Annotated in this window: 23 protein-coding genes, 2 tRNA genes and 1 pseudogene; 11 read left to right on the top strand and 15 right to left on the bottom strand. The window is 55.0% G+C overall.

The annotated features are described in order from the left end of the window. Positions 1 to 2 precede the first annotated feature (2 nt). Positions 3 to 296 carry a hypothetical protein gene (locus DXY31_RS09140; RefSeq protein WP_066904693.1) on the top strand — a complete coding sequence of 98 codons (294 nt, stop codon included), beginning with the start codon at positions 3 to 5 and terminating at the stop codon, positions 294 to 296. Here the strand turns inward: DXY31_RS09140 and ileS are convergent. Both ileS and DXY31_RS09130 read right to left on the bottom strand, forming a co-directional pair. Beyond that, positions 281 to 3,205, bottom strand: coding sequence for an isoleucine--tRNA ligase (gene ileS / locus DXY31_RS09135; RefSeq protein WP_114993480.1), 2,925 nt, complete (start codon positions 3,203 to 3,205; stop codon positions 281 to 283). The genes DXY31_RS09140 and ileS overlap by 16 nt on opposite strands. Positions 3,206 to 3,227: 22 nt before the next feature. Continuing rightward, positions 3,228 to 3,764 carry a Ycf66 family protein gene (locus DXY31_RS09130; RefSeq protein ID WP_114993479.1) on the bottom strand — a complete coding sequence of 179 codons (537 nt, stop codon included), beginning with the start codon at positions 3,762 to 3,764 and terminating at the stop codon, positions 3,228 to 3,230. 54 nt (positions 3,765 to 3,818) lie between these two features. On the opposite strand from DXY31_RS09130, the gene DXY31_RS09125 reads away from it, so the two are divergent. Both DXY31_RS09125 and crtR read left to right on the top strand, forming a co-directional pair. Continuing rightward, a tRNA-Leu gene (locus tag DXY31_RS09125) sits at positions 3,819 to 3,900 on the top strand. Positions 3,901 to 3,954: 54 nt separating this feature from the next. Continuing rightward, positions 3,955 to 4,983 (top strand): beta-carotene hydroxylase, encoded by a 1,029-nt coding sequence (crtR, locus tag DXY31_RS09120; RefSeq protein ID WP_114993478.1) that lies wholly within the window; start codon positions 3,955 to 3,957, stop codon positions 4,981 to 4,983. Position 4,984: 1 nt separating this feature from the next. Here the strand turns inward: crtR and gatC are convergent, their stop codons facing one another. From gatC to DXY31_RS09100, 5 genes are read right to left on the bottom strand one after another with little or no spacing between them, the layout of a single operon-like run. Continuing rightward, positions 4,985 to 5,278, bottom strand: coding sequence for an Asp-tRNA(Asn)/Glu-tRNA(Gln) amidotransferase subunit GatC (gene gatC / locus DXY31_RS09115; RefSeq protein ID WP_114993477.1), 294 nt, complete (start codon positions 5,276 to 5,278; stop codon positions 4,985 to 4,987). Next, positions 5,275 to 6,063 (bottom strand): creatininase family protein, encoded by a 789-nt coding sequence (locus DXY31_RS09110; protein WP_114993476.1) that lies wholly within the window; start codon positions 6,061 to 6,063, stop codon positions 5,275 to 5,277. The genes gatC and DXY31_RS09110 overlap by 4 nt, the downstream gene beginning before the upstream one ends. Before the next feature lie 44 nt (positions 6,064 to 6,107). After that, on the bottom strand, positions 6,108 to 6,251 hold the full coding sequence (locus DXY31_RS16990) for a hypothetical protein (protein ID WP_170953638.1): 144 nt from the start codon (positions 6,249 to 6,251) through the stop codon (positions 6,108 to 6,110). A 4-nt stretch (positions 6,252 to 6,255) separates the two neighbouring features. Next, positions 6,256 to 7,032: a queuosine precursor transporter gene (locus DXY31_RS09105; RefSeq protein ID WP_114993475.1), complete on the bottom strand. Its 777-nt coding sequence runs from the start codon at positions 7,030 to 7,032 to the stop codon at positions 6,256 to 6,258. A gap of 58 nt (positions 7,033 to 7,090) precedes the next feature. After that, a complete protein-coding gene (locus tag DXY31_RS09100; RefSeq protein ID WP_114993474.1) occupies positions 7,091 to 9,109 on the bottom strand; it encodes a tetratricopeptide repeat-containing sulfotransferase family protein in 2,019 nt (672 codons plus the stop codon). A gap of 72 nt (positions 9,110 to 9,181) precedes the next feature. Here DXY31_RS09100 and DXY31_RS09095 point away from each other — a divergent pair, with 72 nt between their 5' ends. The 3 genes from DXY31_RS09095 to DXY31_RS09085 all read left to right on the top strand — a co-directional run bounded on the left by DXY31_RS09095 (position 9,182) and on the right by DXY31_RS09085 (position 11,325). Next, positions 9,182 to 9,484, top strand: coding sequence for a DNA-3-methyladenine glycosylase (locus DXY31_RS09095; protein ID WP_114993473.1), 303 nt, complete (start codon positions 9,182 to 9,184; stop codon positions 9,482 to 9,484). A 154-nt stretch (positions 9,485 to 9,638) separates the two neighbouring features. After that, positions 9,639 to 9,959 (top strand): hypothetical protein, encoded by a 321-nt coding sequence (locus DXY31_RS17395; protein WP_137024941.1) that lies wholly within the window; start codon positions 9,639 to 9,641, stop codon positions 9,957 to 9,959. Between the two features lie 187 nt (positions 9,960 to 10,146). After that, on the top strand, positions 10,147 to 11,325 hold the full coding sequence (locus DXY31_RS09085; protein WP_114993471.1) for an alkene reductase: 1,179 nt from the start codon (positions 10,147 to 10,149) through the stop codon (positions 11,323 to 11,325). 340 nt (positions 11,326 to 11,665) lie between these two features. On the opposite strand, the gene DXY31_RS17390 is transcribed toward DXY31_RS09085, so the two are convergent. Beyond that, positions 11,666 to 12,001, bottom strand: coding sequence for a hypothetical protein (locus tag DXY31_RS17390; protein WP_114993469.1), 336 nt, complete (start codon positions 11,999 to 12,001; stop codon positions 11,666 to 11,668). 79 nt (positions 12,002 to 12,080) lie between these two features. Here DXY31_RS17390 and DXY31_RS09070 point away from each other — a divergent pair. Then, a pseudogene (locus tag DXY31_RS09070) lies at positions 12,081 to 12,404 on the top strand (hypothetical protein); the annotation flags it as partial. A gap of 228 nt (positions 12,405 to 12,632) precedes the next feature. Here DXY31_RS09070 and DXY31_RS09065 read toward each other — a convergent pair. Further along, a complete protein-coding gene (locus DXY31_RS09065) occupies positions 12,633 to 12,905 on the bottom strand; it encodes a Nif11-like leader peptide family natural product precursor (RefSeq protein WP_114993468.1) in 273 nt (90 codons plus the stop codon). Between the two features lie 58 nt (positions 12,906 to 12,963). Between DXY31_RS09065 and DXY31_RS09060 the strand changes: the two genes are divergently transcribed. After that, positions 12,964 to 13,629, top strand: a complete 666-nt coding sequence (locus DXY31_RS09060) for a DNA-3-methyladenine glycosylase (protein WP_114993467.1) — start codon at positions 12,964 to 12,966, stop codon at positions 13,627 to 13,629. A gap of 42 nt (positions 13,630 to 13,671) precedes the next feature. Next, positions 13,672 to 14,712, top strand: coding sequence for an aspartate carbamoyltransferase catalytic subunit (locus DXY31_RS09055; RefSeq protein WP_114993466.1), 1,041 nt, complete (start codon positions 13,672 to 13,674; stop codon positions 14,710 to 14,712). On the opposite strand, the gene DXY31_RS09050 is transcribed toward DXY31_RS09055, so the two are convergent. The 6 genes from DXY31_RS09050 to DXY31_RS09030 form a co-directional block, all read right to left on the bottom strand. Beyond that, positions 14,661 to 16,166, bottom strand: a complete 1,506-nt coding sequence (locus DXY31_RS09050; protein WP_114993465.1) for an NAD(P)/FAD-dependent oxidoreductase — start codon at positions 16,164 to 16,166, stop codon at positions 14,661 to 14,663. The two genes, DXY31_RS09055 and DXY31_RS09050, sit on opposite strands and share 52 nt — an antisense overlap. A gap of 78 nt (positions 16,167 to 16,244) precedes the next feature. Next, positions 16,245 to 16,586 (bottom strand): DUF565 domain-containing protein, encoded by a 342-nt coding sequence (locus DXY31_RS09045; protein WP_114993464.1) that lies wholly within the window; start codon positions 16,584 to 16,586, stop codon positions 16,245 to 16,247. Between the two features lie 226 nt (positions 16,587 to 16,812). Beyond that, positions 16,813 to 17,013 carry a hypothetical protein gene (locus tag DXY31_RS09040; protein WP_006042295.1) on the bottom strand — a complete coding sequence of 67 codons (201 nt, stop codon included), beginning with the start codon at positions 17,011 to 17,013 and terminating at the stop codon, positions 16,813 to 16,815. A gap of 66 nt (positions 17,014 to 17,079) precedes the next feature. Then, positions 17,080 to 17,232 (bottom strand): hypothetical protein, encoded by a 153-nt coding sequence (locus tag DXY31_RS16980; RefSeq protein WP_170953635.1) that lies wholly within the window; start codon positions 17,230 to 17,232, stop codon positions 17,080 to 17,082. Positions 17,233 to 17,235: 3 nt separating this feature from the next. Next, positions 17,236 to 17,397 (bottom strand): PCP reductase family protein, encoded by a 162-nt coding sequence (locus tag DXY31_RS09035; RefSeq protein ID WP_170953636.1) that lies wholly within the window; start codon positions 17,395 to 17,397, stop codon positions 17,236 to 17,238. 22 nt (positions 17,398 to 17,419) lie between these two features. Continuing rightward, positions 17,420 to 17,492: transfer RNA gene (locus tag DXY31_RS09030), tRNA-Ala, on the bottom strand. 71 nt (positions 17,493 to 17,563) lie between these two features. Here DXY31_RS09030 and DXY31_RS09025 point away from each other — a divergent pair. Next, complete coding sequence (locus DXY31_RS09025) at positions 17,564 to 17,767, top strand: DUF2555 domain-containing protein (RefSeq protein ID WP_066905019.1); 204 nt, start codon at positions 17,564 to 17,566, stop codon at positions 17,765 to 17,767. Between the two features lie 4 nt (positions 17,768 to 17,771). Then, positions 17,772 to 19,034, top strand: a complete 1,263-nt coding sequence (coaBC, locus tag DXY31_RS09020) for a bifunctional phosphopantothenoylcysteine decarboxylase/phosphopantothenate--cysteine ligase CoaBC (RefSeq protein ID WP_114993462.1) — start codon at positions 17,772 to 17,774, stop codon at positions 19,032 to 19,034. Positions 19,035 to 19,041 lie beyond the last annotated feature (7 nt).

Below are 19,041 nucleotides of genomic sequence, written 5' to 3'. Positions count from 1 at the left end.
TCATGGACTCCATCGCTCTGGTTCAGGGTCTGGAAGAGCGCACGCGTCTGAGCCCTGATCGGGTGGTGAGGTTGCACGGATTTGTACTGGATGAGCCGTTTGAACTGTTGATTTTTCGTGGCTTCAGCAGCAGCACAACCCATCCAACAGCCTTCGATCCAGACGCCTCGGTGATCCCCGAGGGAACGCGCCTGGACTGGGCGGAACTGCTTCAGGGCCCTCTGGATCCTGCCGGCGAAACACGTCTTGTCGGTCCTCTGAAACCGGACGACCTGCTGGCTCAGGCCAGCTGGTGATCACGTCGATTTAGAACACTGCAGCAGCGTCCGCAGAGTGCCGGATGCTGGCTGTGCTGTCCGACATCGCTTTCGTAGTGCCAGCAGCGTTCGCATTTGATTCCACGCGCTCTGCTCACCTCAATGATCGCGGTGTCGTCGGTCTGGTTGGCCAAGAGTTCGGCCCAGGGCTCTCCTCCTAGTTGCAGTTGTGAGACCAGTAGCCAGTCGCGCAGGCCATCGGCTTCCGCGTTGCCGTTCTCGTTTAACCAGTTAAGGGCTGATTCCAGCTCGGGCTTGCGGGTTTCGATTCTGACGGCTGCCTCCAGCGATGCCCCTAGTTCCTGTCGGCTGCGGCAGTCTTCAAGAACTCTGTTCACCGCAGCACGCAGCTCGCGCAATCGCTGAATGGGTTCGCTAAGGCTGGGATCGCGCCACTCGGGCGGAACTGTCGGCCAGCCGCGGTTGAAAATTGATCTCTCCTCGACCTCGTAGGGCAGGTTCTGCCAGATGTCCTCGGCCATGTGGCAAAGCACTGGAGCAATCAGGCCGGCCAGGCGTTCGATGATCAAAGACATCACGGTCTGGCAGCTCCGCCGTCGATGGTCGCAAGGGGCACTCACATAGAGCCTGTCTTTGGCGATGTCGAGATAGAAGTTCGACAGATCGGTGACGCAAAAGTTCTGCAGCAACTGAAAGAAGCGGAAGAACTCATAGCTCTCGAACGCTTCCGTGATTTCATCCATCACCTCCGCAGTGCGCTGCAGCATCCAGCGGTCCAGCAGTGGCAGCTCAGCCACAGGAACCGCGTCGCCGGCAGGATTGAAGTCGTGGAGGTTGCCAAGCAGGTAGCGGCTGGTGTTGCGAACCTTGCGGTAAACATCCGCGAGCTGACGCAAGATCCCGGCACCAATCGGCACATCAGCGGAGTAGTCAACCGAGCTCACCCACAGGCGCAGCACATCTGCGCCGTAGGCAGGCTCCTGCTTCTGATTCTTGCCGCCCTCGATGATCACCATCGGGTCAACAACGTTGCCCAGCGATTTGCTCATCTTGCGACCCTTCTCATCGAGGGCGAAACCGTGGGTGAGCACCCGTTGGTAAGGGGCATGGCCATTGACTGCTACCGATGTGAGCAGTGAGCTCTGGAACCAGCCGCGATGTTGGTCGGAGCCCTCTAGGTAGAGATCGGCGGGGTAGCTGAGGGTCTCTTTCTGGCTGGAGACTGCTGCCCAGCTGGAGCCGGAGTCGAACCAGACGTCCATCGTGTCGGTGCCCTTGCGCCACTGATCCGCTTGATCGGCATAGGCGGGCGGCAGTAGATCGGCCTCGTCCTTTTCCCACCACACGTCTGCACCGTGTTCGCCGATCAGCGCTTCGATGTGAGCAAGCGTGTCGGCGTTGAGCAGAACGTCGCCTCCACTGCGGTTGTAGAAGACTGGGATCGGCACACCCCAGGTGCGCTGACGTGAGATGCACCAGTCGCCCCGTTCCTTCACCATCGCTTCGATGCGGTTGCGCCCTGAAGTGGGAGTCCACTCGACTTGATCAATGGCATCGAGGGCCTGCTGGCGGAAGCCGTCCACGGAGGCGAACCATTGTTCAGTAGCGCGGAAAATCGTGGGCTTTTTCGTGCGCCAGTCATAGGGGTAGCGGTGCCCGTAGGCCTCCTGCTTGAGCAGCGCTCTCGCCGTCTCAAGCGCCTCGATGATTGCTGGGTTGGCGTCCTTCAGGACGTTGAGGCCGGCGAAGGGTCCCGCCTCCTCCGTGAGGTTTCCTGCTGCATCGACAGGGCAGAGAACCGGCAGTCCGTTTTTCTGTCCCGTGTGAAAGTCATCAACACCGTGTCCGGGAGCGGTATGCACCAGGCCTGTGCCTGATTCCGTGGTGATGTATTCACCGCCAATCACAACGGGACTGGTGCGATCCAGTAGGGGATGGCGATACGTCAGTCCAGCGAGCAGAGCTCCTTTGACTGTTGCTTTGCGGACGAGTGGTAACTCGAGTGTTGTGGCGAGGGAGTCGATCAGGTCAGCGGCAACCAAAAGCAATCGCCCCTTGCCATCGTCGGCCAGGGCGTAGTCCAGCCGTTCGTTGACCGAGACCGCCAGGTTGGCCGGAAGCGTCCAGGGAGTTGTGGTCCAGATCGCCACCTGAAAAGCCTGGCCGAGGGCATCGGCATCGCTTGGCAAGGCGATTCCCGCTGCTGTCAGGGCGTCACGCAGGACCGGGGGCAATTCAACGGCTGGGAAGGCCACGTAAACGCTGGGGCTGGTGTGGTCATCGGGATATTCGAGCTCAGCCTCAGCCAGCGCTGTTTGCGAACTGGGGCTCCAATGCACTGGTTTGAGGCCCCGGTAGATGTGCCCTTTGAGAACCATGTCGCCGAAAACCCTGATCTGGGCTGCTTCATAGTCCTTCTGAAGAGTGAGGTAGGGCTGCTGCCAGTCGGCCCAGATGCCCCAGCGTTGAAACCCCTTCATTTGGCTGTCGACCTGCTTGCTGGCGTAGGCGGCAGCCTTTTTGCGCAGCTTGATGGGAGTGAGTGCTTGGCGCTGTTCCTGATCCATCGACTGCAGCACCTTCAGCTCGATCGGCAGGCCATGGCAGTCCCATCCAGGGATGTACCGAACCTTGCGTCCCCGCAGGATTTGATACTTGTTGATCACATCCTTGAGAACCTTGTTCAAGGCGTGGCCCATGTGCAGGGGGCCGTTGGCGTAGGGCGGTCCGTCGTGCAGCGTGAAGACTCCCCCAGGATTGTTGAGGCCGAGCTTCAGGTCGATTCCTTGTTCGGCCCAGAACGCCTGCAGCTCCGGTTCTCGCTTCACAGCATTGGCGCGCATGCCGAAGCCGGTTTGCAGCAGGTTGAGCGTGTCCTTGTAGGAGGGGCGTCCTTCGGCGTTGGCGTCGCGCGTCTCCTTGCTCACGGTTGGGCAGCTGCAGACGGAATTATCCGTCTTCGCTGGCCGACTTGGGTGCCTTTGCCTCCTTGGGCTTCTCCAGGGCTGTTTTAAGAGCTTGCTCCGGGCTGCCTTGCTGGTTGGAGTTCTCTGGGCGAACCCAGCGTTTGCCGCTGCGGTTACTGCCTTCTTCACGATTGGCAGCGGGTGGCTCAGGTTTCAGGTTGCCGACAGCAGCACCGATATTGCCTAGAAGGGTGGTGACGGAAGTTCCGAGTTGTTGCACGCTCGTCGCCCAACGTTCTTTGGATTGCAGGCGCTGTTGCTCGTCCTGGCTGAGATGTTGCCAGCGTGATTGGGCCACTTCTGCGCCCAGTCGACTGATGAGCAATGCACTGCAAATGACGGCCAGCATCGGTGCGCCGCGAAGGCGGTCACTGCTGGTAACCAAAACCAGGCCGAGTAACAGCACAACGCCTCCCCAAACCCCATCCCTGGGCCGGCTCAGCTCAGTGGCGAGCAAGGGCAGCAGCAGTACCGCCAGGCCCATCAGCAGACAGAGGTCTCCGGCGATTGTGGCCAGCATCAAGGCGTCCGCGTGTCTGAGTGCATTCTGGTTCTCTGCCTAAAGTTGCAACTTGCCCATCTGGCGGAATTGGTAGACGCGCTGGTTTTAGGTACCAGTGGCTTCGGTCGTGGGGGTTCAAGTCCCCCGGTGGGCATCCATTTCCCTAATTTGGTTCAACTCTCTGCGATCAGCCAATCTCCCCTCGCTGATGACACAGGCCATCACCAAACCTGCAACGCAAGGTTCCGAGACGCGCTTGCGCTCTGTTCCGAGGGAATTCCTTGCACCACCTGCAGCTTTGAACCTCACTGTGGGGTTATTCATCGGTGGTTATGTGCTGGCCGCACTCACGATCTGGGGCTGGTTTTCAGCGGGGTGGCCTCTGCCAGTGCTCTTGAGCACAGGTTTTCTGGCTCTGCACCTGGAAGGCACCGTCATCCATGACGCTTGCCATAAATCGGCGCATCCGGTCCCCTGGATCAATCAGGCCATGGGTCATGGCTCAGCCCTGCTGCTCGGTTTCAGTTTCCCAGTGTTCACGAGGGTTCATCTTGAGCATCACGCCCATGTGAACGATCCGAAAAATGATCCGGATCACATCGTGAGCACCTTTGGACCTCTTTGGCTGATCGCTCCAAGATTTTTCTATCACGAGTGGTTTTTCTTTCAGCGAAGGTTGTGGAAGCGCTGGGAATTGATGCAGTGGGGGCTCGAGCGCAGTGTGTTTCTGGTGATTGTTCTTGCTGCTGCCAAGTTTCAATTTCTGCCTTTCATCTTCAACTGCTGGTTTGCTCCAGCACTGATGGTGGGGGTAACTCTGGGACTCTTTTTTGATTACCTCCCTCACCGACCTTTTACATCTCGCAATCGCTGGAAAAACTCCAGAATCTACCCAGGCAGGCTGATGAATTGGTTGATCATGGGGCAGAATTATCACCTGATTCATCATCTCTGGCCATCAATTCCCTGGTTTGATTACAAACCTGCTTATGAAGCTACAAAGCCTTTGCTTGACTCGAAAGGCTCACCTCAGCGCCTGGGGATTTTTGAAACACAGCGTGATGGATATAACTTCCTTTACGACATTCTTGTCGGTGTTCGCAGCCATAAACGCCGTAGGGGAAAAATGCGTCGCGTGGCCAGGTTCATGCCAGTGCGTCGATTGAGACGTTCATGGCTTGGGTTCGTCAACCAAATTACGATCAAAACCGAGCAAAAGAGACACTCTTCTCGCTGAATTATTCAGCCAGAATTTTGGGTACGCGGAAGAAGTCTCCCTCTCTTTGAGGTGCCTGTTCCAGCAGTTCCTCCCGCACCTGGGTAGCTTCCACCCTGTCATCTCTGGTGGCATTCACCACTTCCACCGCACGGGTGGTAGGAGGAACGCCTTCGGTGCTCACGCCCTGGAGCTGATCCACATAATCGAGAATTCGCTCGAGCTGACCTGTGTAGGTCGTGATTTTCTCTTCGGGCAGATCGAGGCGGGCTAGATGGGCCACCTTGCGCACGTCGTCGGCAGTGATCTTGCTCATGAAGCGGCGAGAAAATTTTCAAGATCCTCGCGCAATGCCTTAGCGGCTGTGTTTAACAGCTCATGGCCATGTTCCGGTCTGGCCAGAAAGGGGTCTGATCCCATGCGTCCGTCCGGGTAGCGGCGCCGGAAGTCTGCTGGTCCATGAATTGATCCGCAGGGAGCTGGCTCCGGTAGTGATCTCTGCTTGTTGATCAAGCTGTCATGGAGATGCAGGGTGACAGCAATCTCGCTGGGGGTGGCGTGCTGTCCCTCACGGTCGCCATAGAGCTCACGTGCGCGCCTCATCACGGGACCGGCCATAAACCAGTTCGCAAGCCTGCAGCGCAAACGTGGGGCGACTTCCAGGCCGCGGCTTGCGGCGGTGCCATAGGCCTGAGCAAAGGCTGCCTTGGTTGTCGCGATGTTGCCGCCGTGGCCATTGACCACCAGGATTCGCTCGAAGCCGTGGGTGGCCAGTGACATCACGAGGTCATGCATCACAGCCAGTAAGGTCGCGGGCTGCAGGCTCATGGTGCCCGCAAATCCAAGATGGTGTTCGGCCATGCCGAAGGCCTGCACAGGTGTGACCAATACACCGCTCAGCTGTCCCAGCTCGAGTGCCACGGCTTCGGCGGTCAGGGCATCGGTGCCGATAGCGCCTGTTGGGCCATGTTGTTCAGTGGATCCAAGGGGCACGATGATTCCCTTGCAACTCTGCAGGTACCGATCAACGTCGGGCCAGCTCTGCAGAGCCAGGCGAATGGCGTCTTTGCTGGCCGCCGGGCCGGGGAGGATGGAAGGCATGCCGAGCGTGGCGTGGGCTTGAGGATTGATCTTGCGAGCTGGCTTTAGTGAGCTGTGCCGTTGCCGTCGTACTGATCGGTGTTGTAGTAGCCGCCGAGAGTTCCGAAGAACAGGGTGGCGGTCACAAACAGACCGCAGCTGAACAACAGCACGGTGCCCAGGTTGAAGCCGGAGAGAGCAGCATCCATGGCGCTAATTCTGCTGCTCCAAGCCTGGCAGCGGATTGGTGCTTGTCATCACTTGCATGCAGGGATCGTCATCGCCTCCGATCTCACTACCGCTGCTTGGGATCTCCAGCCAATGTCTCAGCCAACCCGTGATCCAGATGAAGGGAAGGGTGTCCGCCAGTGCAGCGAAGGATTTGAACAGATAGCCACTGGCGATGAACGAGATCAGTTGCGGAGCCACGGGTTCAGCGGGTCGCACAGGCAATACTCCAGAGGCGTAATGGCTGATCAGCACAACAGCGCTTGTGTCCACCAGCTGGCTCACCAGCGTGGAGCCGTTGTTGCGCAGCCAGAGTGCCTTGCCATTGCTCACCCTTTTCCAGAAATGGAACATGCGCACATCCACAAACTGGGCCGCGAGATAGGCGGCCATAGAGGCGATCACTGATCCGAAGGCCAGGCGTTGGATTTCGAAGAAGGTGTTGTCAGGTGCACCCTCCACTCCAGGCAAGATTCCTCCAAGCCAGAGGATCAGCACCACCCAACCATTGAGCAGCAGGCCAACCCATACAACCTGGGCCGCTCTCTGCTCTCCCCACAGTTCGCTGATCAGGTCTGTGCAGAGAAAGGTGATCGGGTAGGGCAGGGCGCCAACGGCCACCACAATCGGCCAGGAGCCGATGTGGCCTAGTTCGAGAAAACGGGTCAGGCCCAAGATGTTGAGCATGCCCAGGGTCCCTAGAAATAGCCCGGCCAGCACCAGAAAGCAGAATTCTCGCCGTTGCTGCAGCGCTGGATTCATCTTTAACGGCTGGCAATAGTTTCAGACTGGCGGTTATTCATCGCGAGTGCTGTTTTTTTTAAATGTTGAAAAGCCCGCTGTCTCGTAAAACGGCTTCTGCAGGCTTCAAAAGATCTTTGTAATTGTTCCAACCCCCTACAGATTTGTTGCTGATGGGCTGACGGGCTTGTATGACACTTGCGGTCTTGATAATTCTTTTGCTCTGCTCTGGGTGTAGGTAATCTTCGTTCCACTGTAGGCCTATCCATTCAATTAATTCTCTGGCATGCCTTTCCGGCTTATTTGTGAAATTGTCATAGTCAAATGTGAAGATTTGACTGTCATATTTCTTTTTCAGTGGGGATAGTATCTGCTCTTGATGAATTAGAAATTTCGCTGAGTCCAAGGGATCCGCGGTGTAGTTGTTCCCGGCTCGCAGATTGCTTCTGAGCATCGACAAGATATTGTCAAGTGGGTTCCTGCGGCAGTGAATAATCTTTGCGGCAGGCATAGAGCATTTTATTGCGTCAGCAAATCTAAAGTTGTACAGGTTTTTGTCTACGCTATGAGTAAAGTTTGTTAAAGCTTCTTTTGATGCCTTTGCATAGGCTTTGGCTAATTCAGATCGTTCTATTCCCATCCCATTCCCTGGCTTAATGTGAGCAAAGGCTTGGGCGATTGCTTTTGACTCCCCTAGATCTTTGATGTTGGGATTCGTTGCTAAAACTGACTCCAGTAATGTTGAGCCACAGCGAGGCGCTCCAATGATAAAAATTCTTCCCGTTCCGTCGCATGGGTGGCCAGGCTGAATTTGTTCGGACAGCGATAAAATCCGCATCGTCTCTTGTATCTGCAGGTCAAGATCTGAATTCATGTGAATTAGCTTCCGCCTGTTTGCGTTGGCTAGGTGTTGAGCGGCTTTTGCGTAGTCAAGTGTTTTATGAAAACAGTTCGCCAATGCAAACTCTAAAAATGAAGCCTCTCTGTCGTTGAATTCGCTTTTGTCTAGCTTGCTTAAATCTTCAGCTAATCCGATGGCTTCCTGGTTGGTTGTGATGCTTTTGCTCAGCTGGAAAAGTGCTTTCGTATGTTGAGGGTTGATGTTTATAACTTGATGGAAGTAGAGAACGCCTTCTTTGATATCTCCTCTTTTCTGTTGGGCTCGACCAATGGCGTACAAAACATCTGAGTTTGCCGGGTCAATCTCAATTGCTTTTTGATAGTTCTCAATGGCATCTGTGAGTTGGCCCTGCTCCTGGAGCGCATTGCCCAGGTTGTAATAAATGCTTGGGTCTTCAGGCTGGAGTTGGAGTGCGGTGTTGTAAGAGGCAATGGCAGCGGTGAGCTGGCCTTGCTGCTGGAGAGCATTGCCCAGGCTGAAATGAGCCCCTGGGTAGTTGGGCTGGAGTTGAAGAGCAGTGTTGTAGGAGGCTATGGCAGCTGTGAGCTTGCCTTGCTCCTGTAAAGCATCACCAAGGTTGTAGTGGGCGTCTGGGTAGTTGGGCTGGAGTTGGAGAGCAGTGTTGAAGGAGGCTATGGCTGATGTGAGGTCGCCCTGCTCCTGGAGCGCAACTCCCAGGTTGTTATGAGCGTCTGGGTAGTTGGGCTGGAGTTGGAGAGCAGTGTTGTAAGAGCTGATGGCTGCTGTGAGCTCGCCTTGCTGTTGGAGAGCATTGCCCAGGTTGTAGTGGGCGTCTGGATAGTTGGGTTGGAGTTGGAGAGCAGTGTTGTAGGAGGTGATGGCGGCTGTGAGGTCGCCCTGCTTCTTGAGGGCATTACCCAGGTTGTTGTGAGCGTCTGGGTAATTGGGCTCTAACTCAATTGTTTTTCTGAGAAGATCTATAAGTTCATCAAATTTGCCCTGCATTCCCAAGATTGCAGCCAGGTTTCCATAGACAATGTGATTTGTTGTTCCTGATTTAATTAAGTCTCTATAAATACGCTCTGCTTCTTGTGGTTTCCCCTGATTAATTAGCTCGATGGCTTGCTGCTCTTTGTGGGTGTGATCTGCAAATCTTCTTCTAGCAGAACTGATTTTTTTCGATTCGCTTTTGGGGGTGTTGGAGAATCCAGAGCTCTTTCTTCTGGGCTTACTCACGATTGATCAGGAGGGTTCAGTCAAGGCTAGGGACGTTTTTAAGCCACATCCATAGCTACCAAGCCCATCACCATGGATTCTCATGCTCTGCCAAGGAGCTTCTGCTTTCGCTTTTTAGAGGTGTTGGAGCCTGAGCTGGCGGGCTGCAGGTTTGTGAGACGTCAATCGTATGGAAATGGGAGTGTGCTCTTGGCCGTGATTGTGGACATAGAGGGGGTTTTTCAGGATGACCCGGCTTGCTGCAGCTATCGCCGCCGCTCGCCGCAAAATGAAACTCTGTTTTGCGAGCCAGGGCGGTTTTATGTTGATGAGAGCTATCGCATTCACCATTGCGTGAAAGATGCCGTGACGCAGAAGAGCTCAGGCTGGTCTTGAAGTTTGAGGGTTGGCAGCAAAGGAGCCAGCCAAGGTTGAGGCCTGCGAAGGCGATTTACTTGAGAGTTTCTTGCTTGCAGATGCTCGTAGGCTAAGGAGGGCGATGACCTTGGACGTCACAGTTGGCTAAGGCAGCGGTGGAGTCGCAGCCCTGGTGGCAGCAGCAATCCAGCTCCTTGCTCAAGCCGCCATCGCTCCGAACCACAATGGCACTCTCCAGTTGCGTGTTTGTGTTGGTGGGAGAGCTGCGTTCATCAACTGTTTGGGTCGTTGGATTGTTCCAGTGGCAGTTGCTGATGCCATCGTCGCTTACATATGGAGCGGCTTAACAACCGACTGCCGAGAAGGCAATTTCAGCTCAGTCGTAGAAGAGATTTTCAGAGCGCTGACTGGGTATTTACTGCTTGGTTCGACATCACCATCAGTCAAAAAAATAATCTCAAGCATCCGAACCACGCCTGGCTCTGAATTTTGATGGTGAGAATATTATCACTGAGATGATGAAATACTCTTATACGGCTTCAATAAGCACCACGTTAGAGACATCGCGGCGGCTGTAATATATGCGTTGAGAAAAAGTATTGATTTTTAATCGCGTACCGGCTCGCTTGACAACGGAGTAGATCATTTATAGAAAGAAAGAATAGCGACTCACTAAGCGAATGGCTTTCACTTCGGAAACAGAAACTTTATATTCTGACGCCATCAAAATAATGCTGGAACCTGTTTGCTTAGGTGATCTTGATTTGTCCAACAGATTTGTGATGGCATCCTTAACACGTGGACGCTGCGGGCAAAACGGCGTGCCTGATCAGATCAACGCCGAATATTATCGCCAACGCTCAAGTTTCGGACTGATCATTAGTGAAGCGACCGCAATCAGTCCAATGGCCGAAGGATGGTTTGGAGCGCCAGGAATCTACACAAACGCTCAGATCGATGGCTGGAAACAAGTCACGGATCTGGTTCATCAACAAGGCGGGAAAATCATTTGTCAGCTTTGGTTTGTGGGAAGAGGAAGTCATAGTTCTTTTTTGCCGGCTGGTGAGCGTGTGGTGGCACCCAGTGCTATTTCAATTATTCCCGGCTCACCAGGAGTGAGACCCGGTGTGACCTTGGCCTCTGGAGAGGTTGCAGATTATGAGGTTCCTCGAGAGCTGAGCAAAAGTGAAATCGCTACGATTGTCGAAGATTGGGGGGTGGCGGCAGCGAATTGTAAATTAGCTGGGTTTGATGGCATTGAAATTCATGCAGCCAACGGTTATTTAATATCAACCTTTCTTGAGTCTTGCTCAAACCAGAGAACAGATGAATATGGCGGCACTTTTGCCAATCGCTTTCGGTTCCTCAAAGAGATTCTGGAGAGAGTATCAAAAGAGTTTTCTAGCCGTCGAATAGGAATCAAGATTTCGCCAAATAACGCCTATGGAGGCATGGGCAGCCCAGATAACAATGAATTATTCCGTTATGTGCTGTCTGAATTGAATCAATATGATCTTGCCTACATTCAGATCATGGATCAAGTCAATGAAAGGATGGGTTATCACGGCAAATGCCCAGTCCAAGGTCTTGACGACCTGCGCAAATATTACAACGGAAATTTAGTTGCAAACTCAGGATATACAGCTGAAACAGGAGGAAGGCGTGTACTTGAAGGTCTTGCCGAAGCCGTAGCCTATGGCAGAGTCAGTCTCAGCAACCCTGATTTCGTAGAGAGGATTCGGAATGGCTTGCCACTAGCCAATCCAATGCAACCCACCGAATACTATCCAAAAGATCTTAGACACCATCAAGATCACTCTATCGGCTATACCGACCAGCCGACTGCGAATTTGTCTTGAAAAAATAGTATCTCTCTTGCTCAAATTATTTTCCTTGCCCTTCCTCTGAATCCTTTTTGTTATATTTTTGTTTATGCATGATGCGGTTGTTGGATCATCCTTAAGGGCGGTGTTAATAATGATTAAATTGCAATAACTCCTTGATGTGTTTCGTGAAAGTATAATCTTGTCTTGTGTCGGATATTCCGTCAACGATGTCATCCTTCGGCGAAGCTTTGAAGGAGTATTTAATGATGATTAGCCCCGCGACCACCCGCACGATATGCTGCTGGATATTGGATTGTTGTTTATCGTCTCGGCTCATTCAATCTCTCTTGTAATTAATTGATGAGCCATTCTCTCATTGTGCAAATCCGGTATCGCCCATAAAATAGATCATCAAAGTGAACCCAGCGTCTATAAATAAATGGGCAAATTCAGAGGTGCAACCCCGCAAATAGCAGCTCGAAATTTTCTTCCAGTACGCCAACGAAAAAGCCTGTCGTAAGAGCCGCTTTGCGATATATTCGAGCACTGCTAAATCTGTGAGTCTTCTCTGATCCAATGAAATCTGTGCTGTGCCAAACCGCACTGAGGATTTTGCTACTAATTTCAAGTAATTGGGACCTAAAAGTTGTTTCAGGAGTAGACCTGCATTCAAAATTTTTTTGATCTGCTTGAAGAGCTGCCACAGCATTGTTGTTTCTTTTCAGCATTTGGTTGGGTCTTTTAACTGGGAAAACAACTTGTACAGGGCTCTACGATTCAGCTCAATGTCGGCGTGGCATCCAAGCTTTCTGCAACTGGCATCAAGCCTGAAGGGATGCTCCAGGCGATATGAGCGGTTCTGCCAGAAGTATCGCCATCACGCCAAGGGAGGAGCGAAGTGCCATTGGGGCTCAAGGATGCTGAGGCGATTGGTTGGGAGCAGTAGAAGCAAGAAGAAACGGGTCTCACCAGGACAGCAGCAACTCCCTTTTGCTTTTGATGTTCGGCTCAATCAAATCCCAGAGGAGTGGTATCAAGTTGCGGCGAGATTTCGCAAGGCGAATGGCATCCGTGATGGTGATAGGGAGCGAAGGTTTTGGCAGTTGCGTTGAGGGAATAAGGGTAGATGTAGGACTAAAGAAAGCTGAGGCTTTATTTGCTCTGCCTTGTATTTTTTGTGGATGGATTAGGCGGTTGGGCGTGTGAAAGCTTTGACTGTTTTGTTGTCAGTGGTGCCAGGTATCGGATGCTATTTGGGTCTGATTGATGGTGGGTATGGGGTGATTGAAGAAATAAAAACCCCTGCGGCGGCAGGGGCTTTTGCCCCTGTAGCCGGATAGTTATGATGCACAGACCCAGTCAATACCGATAGTCGTTTTCCAGCCGCAGTCAGTACAGGCCCATGACCCGGTCGTGCCACCAGCCGCGCCTTCCAGCTCCCCGTTAGAAATCTCTGATTGAGCGTTCTTCAAGTCGTCAACAGAAACACTAAACCCAGCCTCTTTCGCAATCGCAAGAACTGCATCAGCATCAGCAGCTGCTTTGAGCTTCTCCTGCAGGCTGGTGTCTGCTTTGACTTTTTCCAAGAAGGCTTTGAGTTGTTCTTCTGACATAGGACAAGGGCTTCGTTTATTTCATTATCTCTTCTGAAAGCAGCGTTGTCAGACTTGGGTGAAGAAGGTTGTTGCTCCAGCCACGCCCATAGCCACCACTTCCATCGCCAAGGATTTCCCCGCTCTACCTCAATCCTTCTTCTGCCGTCCTGCAGAGGTGGTGGGACCTGAGCTGGTGGGCTGCAGGTTGGTGAAACGCCAAGCGGATGGAAGTTTGCTGTGGGGCGTGATTGTGGAAACAGAGGCGTATTCGCAGGATGAACCTGCCTGCCACGGCTACCGGCGTCGGTCTCCGCAGAACGAAACCCTGTTTGGAGAACCAGGGCGGTTTTATGTGTATGTGAGCTATGGCATCCACCACTGCGTGAATGTGGTGACCGATCGCCCTGAATGGGCCAATGGCGTGTTGCTGCGTGCTGTGGCGCTCCCGGATGAACCCGAACGGGTGGCTGCTGGACCGGGTTTGCTGGCCCGTCGGTTCGGGATCGATCGCCGTTGTGATGGCCTGTCGGTCTGCGCTGACGCTGACCTCTGGATTGCACCCCGCCCGGTCGAGCTGATCCACCCTGCTTTGGTCACCACCACCCGGATCGGGATCAATCAGGGCGAAGATCTGCCTCTGCGCTGGTATCTGCAGAGCAGTCGCAGCGTCAGCAAACGCGCTCGTGGGGATCGCTCCCCGAAGCCCGCAGAAGCTTTCTGCGCTGGTTTGCTGTGCAGCTGAACACTGCGGATCTACGATCCAACCAGGTGAGCTGACGTTCAGTTGAGCACCTGGACACACCGACACATTCTTGATCTCGCGGCTTTTTCCCGGGAAGACTTCGCGACTGTGTTGGAGTTGGCTCATCGTTTCCGGTCGATGCCGGCCACCGGTGCCCGTCGTCTGCCGGCGTTGCAGGGCCGCTTGGTGGCCACCCTGTTTTTCGAGCCCAGCACACGCACCCGTAGCAGTTTCGAGCTGGCGGCCAAGCGTCTTTCTGCAGACGTGTCCACTTTTTCGCCTTCCAGCAGTTCGCTCAGCAAGGGGGAGTCACTGCTGGATACCGCACGCACCTATGTGGCGATGGGAGCCGACATGCTGGTGGTGCGTCACCGCTGTACCGGTGTGCCTCGCCAGTTGGCAGATGCCTTGGAACGTACGGGTGAACGCACCGTGATTCTCAATGCCGGTGATGGCCTGCACAGCCATCCCAGCCAGGGACTGCTCGATCTCTACACCCTGGCCTATCACTTTGATGCCTCTAATCCTCTGCCAGAGGCTTTGCAGGGGCGGCGTGTCGTGATCGTGGGTGACATCCTGCATTCACGTGTGGCCCGCTCCAATCTCTGGGCCCTGACCGCCTGTGGCGCAGATGTCGTGCTGTGTGGTCCGCCCACTTTGGTTCCGGATGCTTTCGCCGACTTTTTAGCTGCGCCCCCTCCGGGCCAGACCATGGACCCTGTGGCGCAACGCGGTTCGCTGACCATCTACCGCGATCTTGATGCTGCGCTCAAGGGGGCTGATGCTGTGATGACCCTTCGACTGCAGAAGGAACGCATGCGCCAGCACTTGCTCAGCGATCTGGACCGCTACCACCGTGATTACGGTATCAGTCACGAGCGCTTGGCTCGATCTGGAGCCTCGATACCGGTGCTGCACCCTGGCCCGGTGAACCGGGGGATTGAGATGAGTGGCGCTTTGCTCGATGACCTGGGCTCCAACCTGGTGGAGAGTCAGGTGAGCAATGGCATCCCGATCAGGATGGCCTTGCTTTATTTGATGGCAGCAGCTGAATCCTCTGTGGACTCACCTCCTTTGGGTTGAGGCACAAGACCGGAAACCTGATTGGAGTAGTAGTCCATTGCTGCTCGCAGCGCTGCACCAGGTTCGGAGATGGAGGGACCTGCCCCTGGTGCCATCGGAAAGGCCGCATCAGGCGAATCCAATCCCATGTGCTGACTTGGCATGCCTGTTAGGAGCATCGATGCTCTGGCCTGAGAGACCACGGCAAAGATCCACTTCACCAGCAAAGAGAAGCGATTCTCATCATTGGGCATGAAGGCGAGGTGTGCAGCGGCCCACAGCAGCCAGCCAAGACCGCCTTTGAACTTGAAGCCTCGTAAGTCTGCGACCGCGTCGACGCGATCCAGTACGGCCATGCTGCCGAAATCAAACCAGCTGAAGTTTGGACGCGATCCGCCGGCCACAATCGCAGCAATGTCTTTGCCTACAAACCCCCCGGCCTGGGTGGCCGGCCCTGCCATGCCGGGCAGCTGGTTTCCGTCTCGAGTGTGTTTGTAGCAGCAGAGGTCGCCCACCACCCGAATTTCGGGATGCCCCTTGACCGAGAAGTCAGGCTCCACAATCACGCGGCCGCCGCGGTCTGTTTCGCAGTTGACAGTATCCGCCAGCTTGCGGCCCAGATGAGAGGGGCGCACGCCAGCGGTCCAGATCACGGTGGCTGCCTGCAGCCGGCGCTCACCATCAGGGGTTCCCACAATCACTTCACCGGGTTGCATGCTCTGTACACGTCCCTTGAACAGAAACTCCACGCCGAGAGCCGAAAGGGATTTCTGAGCAGCCTCAGAAAGCTCCTCCGGCATGGCTCTGAGGACGCGGTCACCTGGGTCGACCAGCACGATCCTGGTCTCCTCCGGATTCAGCTGGCGGAATTCCTTGCGCATGGCATTGCGCATCAGTTCGGAGGCGGCCCCTGCCATTTCGCATCCTGAGGGCCCTCCTCCCACAATCACCACGGTCTGCAGAAAGCGGCGTGCCTCAGGATCAGGGGTCTGTTCGGCCTGTTCCATGGCCATCAGCAGCCGCCTCCGAATCTCTTCGGCGTGCTCCAGGATCTTCATTGGCGGAGCAAAGGTCCGCCATTCTTCGTGGCCGAAGAAGGTGCTGCCGGACCCTGTCGCCAGAACTAGGTGGTCGTAGCTGTAAGCCTTGCCGCTGAAGATGATCTGCTTGTCTTTCGCCCTGATCTCGGTGACTTCACCAAGCAGGACTTGCACATTGCTTTGGCGTCCAACCAGTTGTCGCAGCGGAGTGGCCACATCACCACTGGAAACGAGCCCTGTTGCAACCTGATAAAGCAGAGGCTGGAACAGGTTGAAGTTGCGTTTGTCGATCAGGGTGATGCGAACATCTGCCTTGGCAAGTGCCTTGCAGGCACGCACACCTGCAAATCCTCCGCCCACAATCACGACGTGGGGAGCGTGTCGCAGACGCTCTTCAGGTGGATCCAGCTCGAGGTAGTAATGCTCTCCAGCCATGGATGCAAGGTTGACAATCTCAATTCAGCGTATGGATGCCGAAGGGTTTTGTCTGCGCTTTCAATAACATGAAGCCGGTTAAAGCAACTTGAATCCCTCCAGGAGCAGGCCGTAAAGCAGCCCAAACCGCGTCATGTCGAGCAACTGTCGGCCTAAGTGACTATCGCGATCTTTGGCCCAGTGCCTTCTCACCCGGACCATCACTTCCATCAATCCCACGCTGAGCATTGCCGCCACAGGATCCATCAGATTGAGAGCACCGGAGACGGAAGCAACGCCGTTCCCGATCATGAAACTTCCTGTCAGAGCGATCAGCAGGAGTGAAAAACGTCTCCAAGGATTGGTGGCCCACAAGTCAAGCCTGGCCGTTGCTTCTCCAATCGTTCGCTGCAGGCGTGTTGTTTGGAGACGCGCTGTCAACTTGGCGACCTCTTAAAAGAGAGGCAGGGGCAACAACCGATGATCCCCATCACCCGGCCCGAACCCTGCCATCTAATGTATACACCATTTGTGGGGTGATTGCCTCTATCAACCGCTACATATTGCGGCTTTTGATGCAAAAAGCCTGAAATTGTCAGGTCCAGAGACTGAATTACTTCCAAAGAAAAGCCTGAACAAGGCTGCTTGGCAAGAGCTGGCTTCTGGATTAGTCGGATTCAGCTTTTGCTTTGCGAGAGCTTTTGCCTTCGAGAAGTTCTAGTAGCGCTTCCATTTGGGCCATCACTCCCCGCACTTCACCAGCTTCTGGAAGTAGACCGTCTTCCATGACGCCCTGATGCATTTCCCGTAATTCCTGGCGGATGTAGCGCAGATGGCTCACTACCTGTTCCCGTTTCGACTGAGACATCAATCGTGGCTTTCTCAGCCTCTCTTTTACCGCATGGCCTGAATGAAACGCTCCTATTAGCGTGAATCAGCGCCGGCAAAGGCCACCTGCCAGAAGAATCAGACCGTAGGTCAAAACAGCGGAAGGTCTGACCAGCACTGATAGATAGGTCGTAACGCTAAGGGCGATTAGCAGCGATGCCCTGATCGCGTGCCGGTCGCCAAGAGTGGGTCTGATCATGGTTCAGCGCTTCGCAAACTTCGCCCTGGCTTCGGCGTAAAACGTTGAATCGATGCTTTCAAGCTGGCACTCCTGGGCCATCGATTCAATTCTGCGGCGAACGGCCGGTCGCACAAAGAAAGGAACTTCCTTGAGCGACTGTTCTGCTTCAGCACTCCAGTTCAACCTTGATCTCTTAAGACCTCGATGGAGAATAGGGGATTCGAACCCCTGACCTCTGCGGTGCGATCGCAGCGCTCTACCAGCTGAGCTAATTCCCCGGGCTGAGCAACTTAGCGCCGGTTTTCAAACGCACTCGAAGGCAAAATGAATATCAGTGCTTCGTGCCTGCATGCTGATCACTCCGGAGCGACTGGCTTCTTTTGATGAGGCATCCGTTGCGACGCTGGCGCGCCGTTTGGAGTACGACGACTACCCAACTCCCTTTGAAGGCTTGAGTGACTGGCATCTCTTAAGAGCCCTTGCCATTCATCGACCGGAACTCACCGCTCCTTACGCCCATCTGATCGATCAGGAACCCTTCGACGAGGACTGAGCCAATGCCGGGGCTGCTGAAGGGAAGACGGGTGCTGGTGGCTGCCTCGGGAAGCATTGCGGCAGTCAAGACTCCGCTGCTGGTCAGTGCTCTTGTACAGGCAGGGGCTCAGGTTCGCTGTGTGCTCACCGCAAGCGCTGCCCGCTTGGTGAGCCCAGTGGCGTTGGCAACGCTCAGTCGCGAACCTTGCTTGCAGGATGCTGACCAGTGGGATCCTGCGCGTCCGCGACCACTGCATATCGAGCTGGCCGAATGGGCAGATCTCGTGGTGGTGGCCCCGCTCAGTGCAACATCGCTCTCCCGCTGGGTTCAGGGTGATGGCGAAGGGCTATTGGCCAGTCTTTTGCTGGCTTGTGAGTGCCCAATCCTGGCGGCGCCAGCGATGAATACAGCCATGTGGAACCATCCAGCCGTGCAGCGCAACTGGGGTTTGCTGGTTGACGACCCTCGAGTGCTGCCGCTGGCGCCTCAGGGCGGTCTGCTCGCCTGTGACCGACTCGGCACCGGACGCATGGCAGACCCCGTCAGGATTGAACTGGCTGCAGCCAGTGCCCTGTTGCAGGCCGATGCGGACGGTCTGATCAAATCCGACTGGCGCGGGAGGCATGTGCTGGTCAGCGCCGGTCCAACCCTGGAAGCTCTGGATTGTGTCCGCGTTCTCTCCAACCGCAGCAGCGGCCGCATGGGTGTTCTGCTGGCCCAGGCCGCTCATCTGCGAGGTGCCACCGTTGATTTGGTGCATGGCCCGCTGCAGGTTCCGCCGTCCTGGCTGGAAGGTTTGCGCTGTCATCCCGTGGTCGGAAGTGCTGCTATGGACAACACGCTCGAACAACTTCAGCCGCAAGCGCATGCGGTGTTGATGTGCGCGGCTGTGGCCGATTTACGCCGAACCAGTTCTGCTGATGTTGAGAAGCTGCCGAAAGACCAGCTGATTGGCTCGATTGAGGCTGGTTGGGAACTGGTGCCTGATCTGCTTCAGGCGCTGGTGAGGAGACGTCCTCTGGGGCAGTCTGTTCTGGGATTTGCCGCCCTCACAGGCTCCGAAGAGCAACTTCTTGAGCACGGCCGCCGAAAGCTCCAGGCCAAGGGCTGTGACCTGTTGATGGTCAATCCCGTCGACCGTCCTGGTCAGGGGCTGGACAGTGATCAGAACGGCGGCTGGCTTCTGGGTCCAGGCGATCATCATCAGATCTGTCCCCTCGAGGACAAGCTCGTGTTGTCTCACTGGTTGCTGGATCGATTGTTGGAGATCAATCGGATGACTTGAATCATTC

It is taken from the genome of Synechococcus sp. UW179A (genome assembly GCF_900473965.1).
In the GTDB taxonomy this organism is placed as follows: Bacteria; Cyanobacteriota; Cyanobacteriia; order PCC-6307; family Cyanobiaceae; genus Synechococcus_C.
Note: the sequence above shows the minus strand (reverse complement) of the source record. Positions and strands in the feature narration are given on the sequence as shown.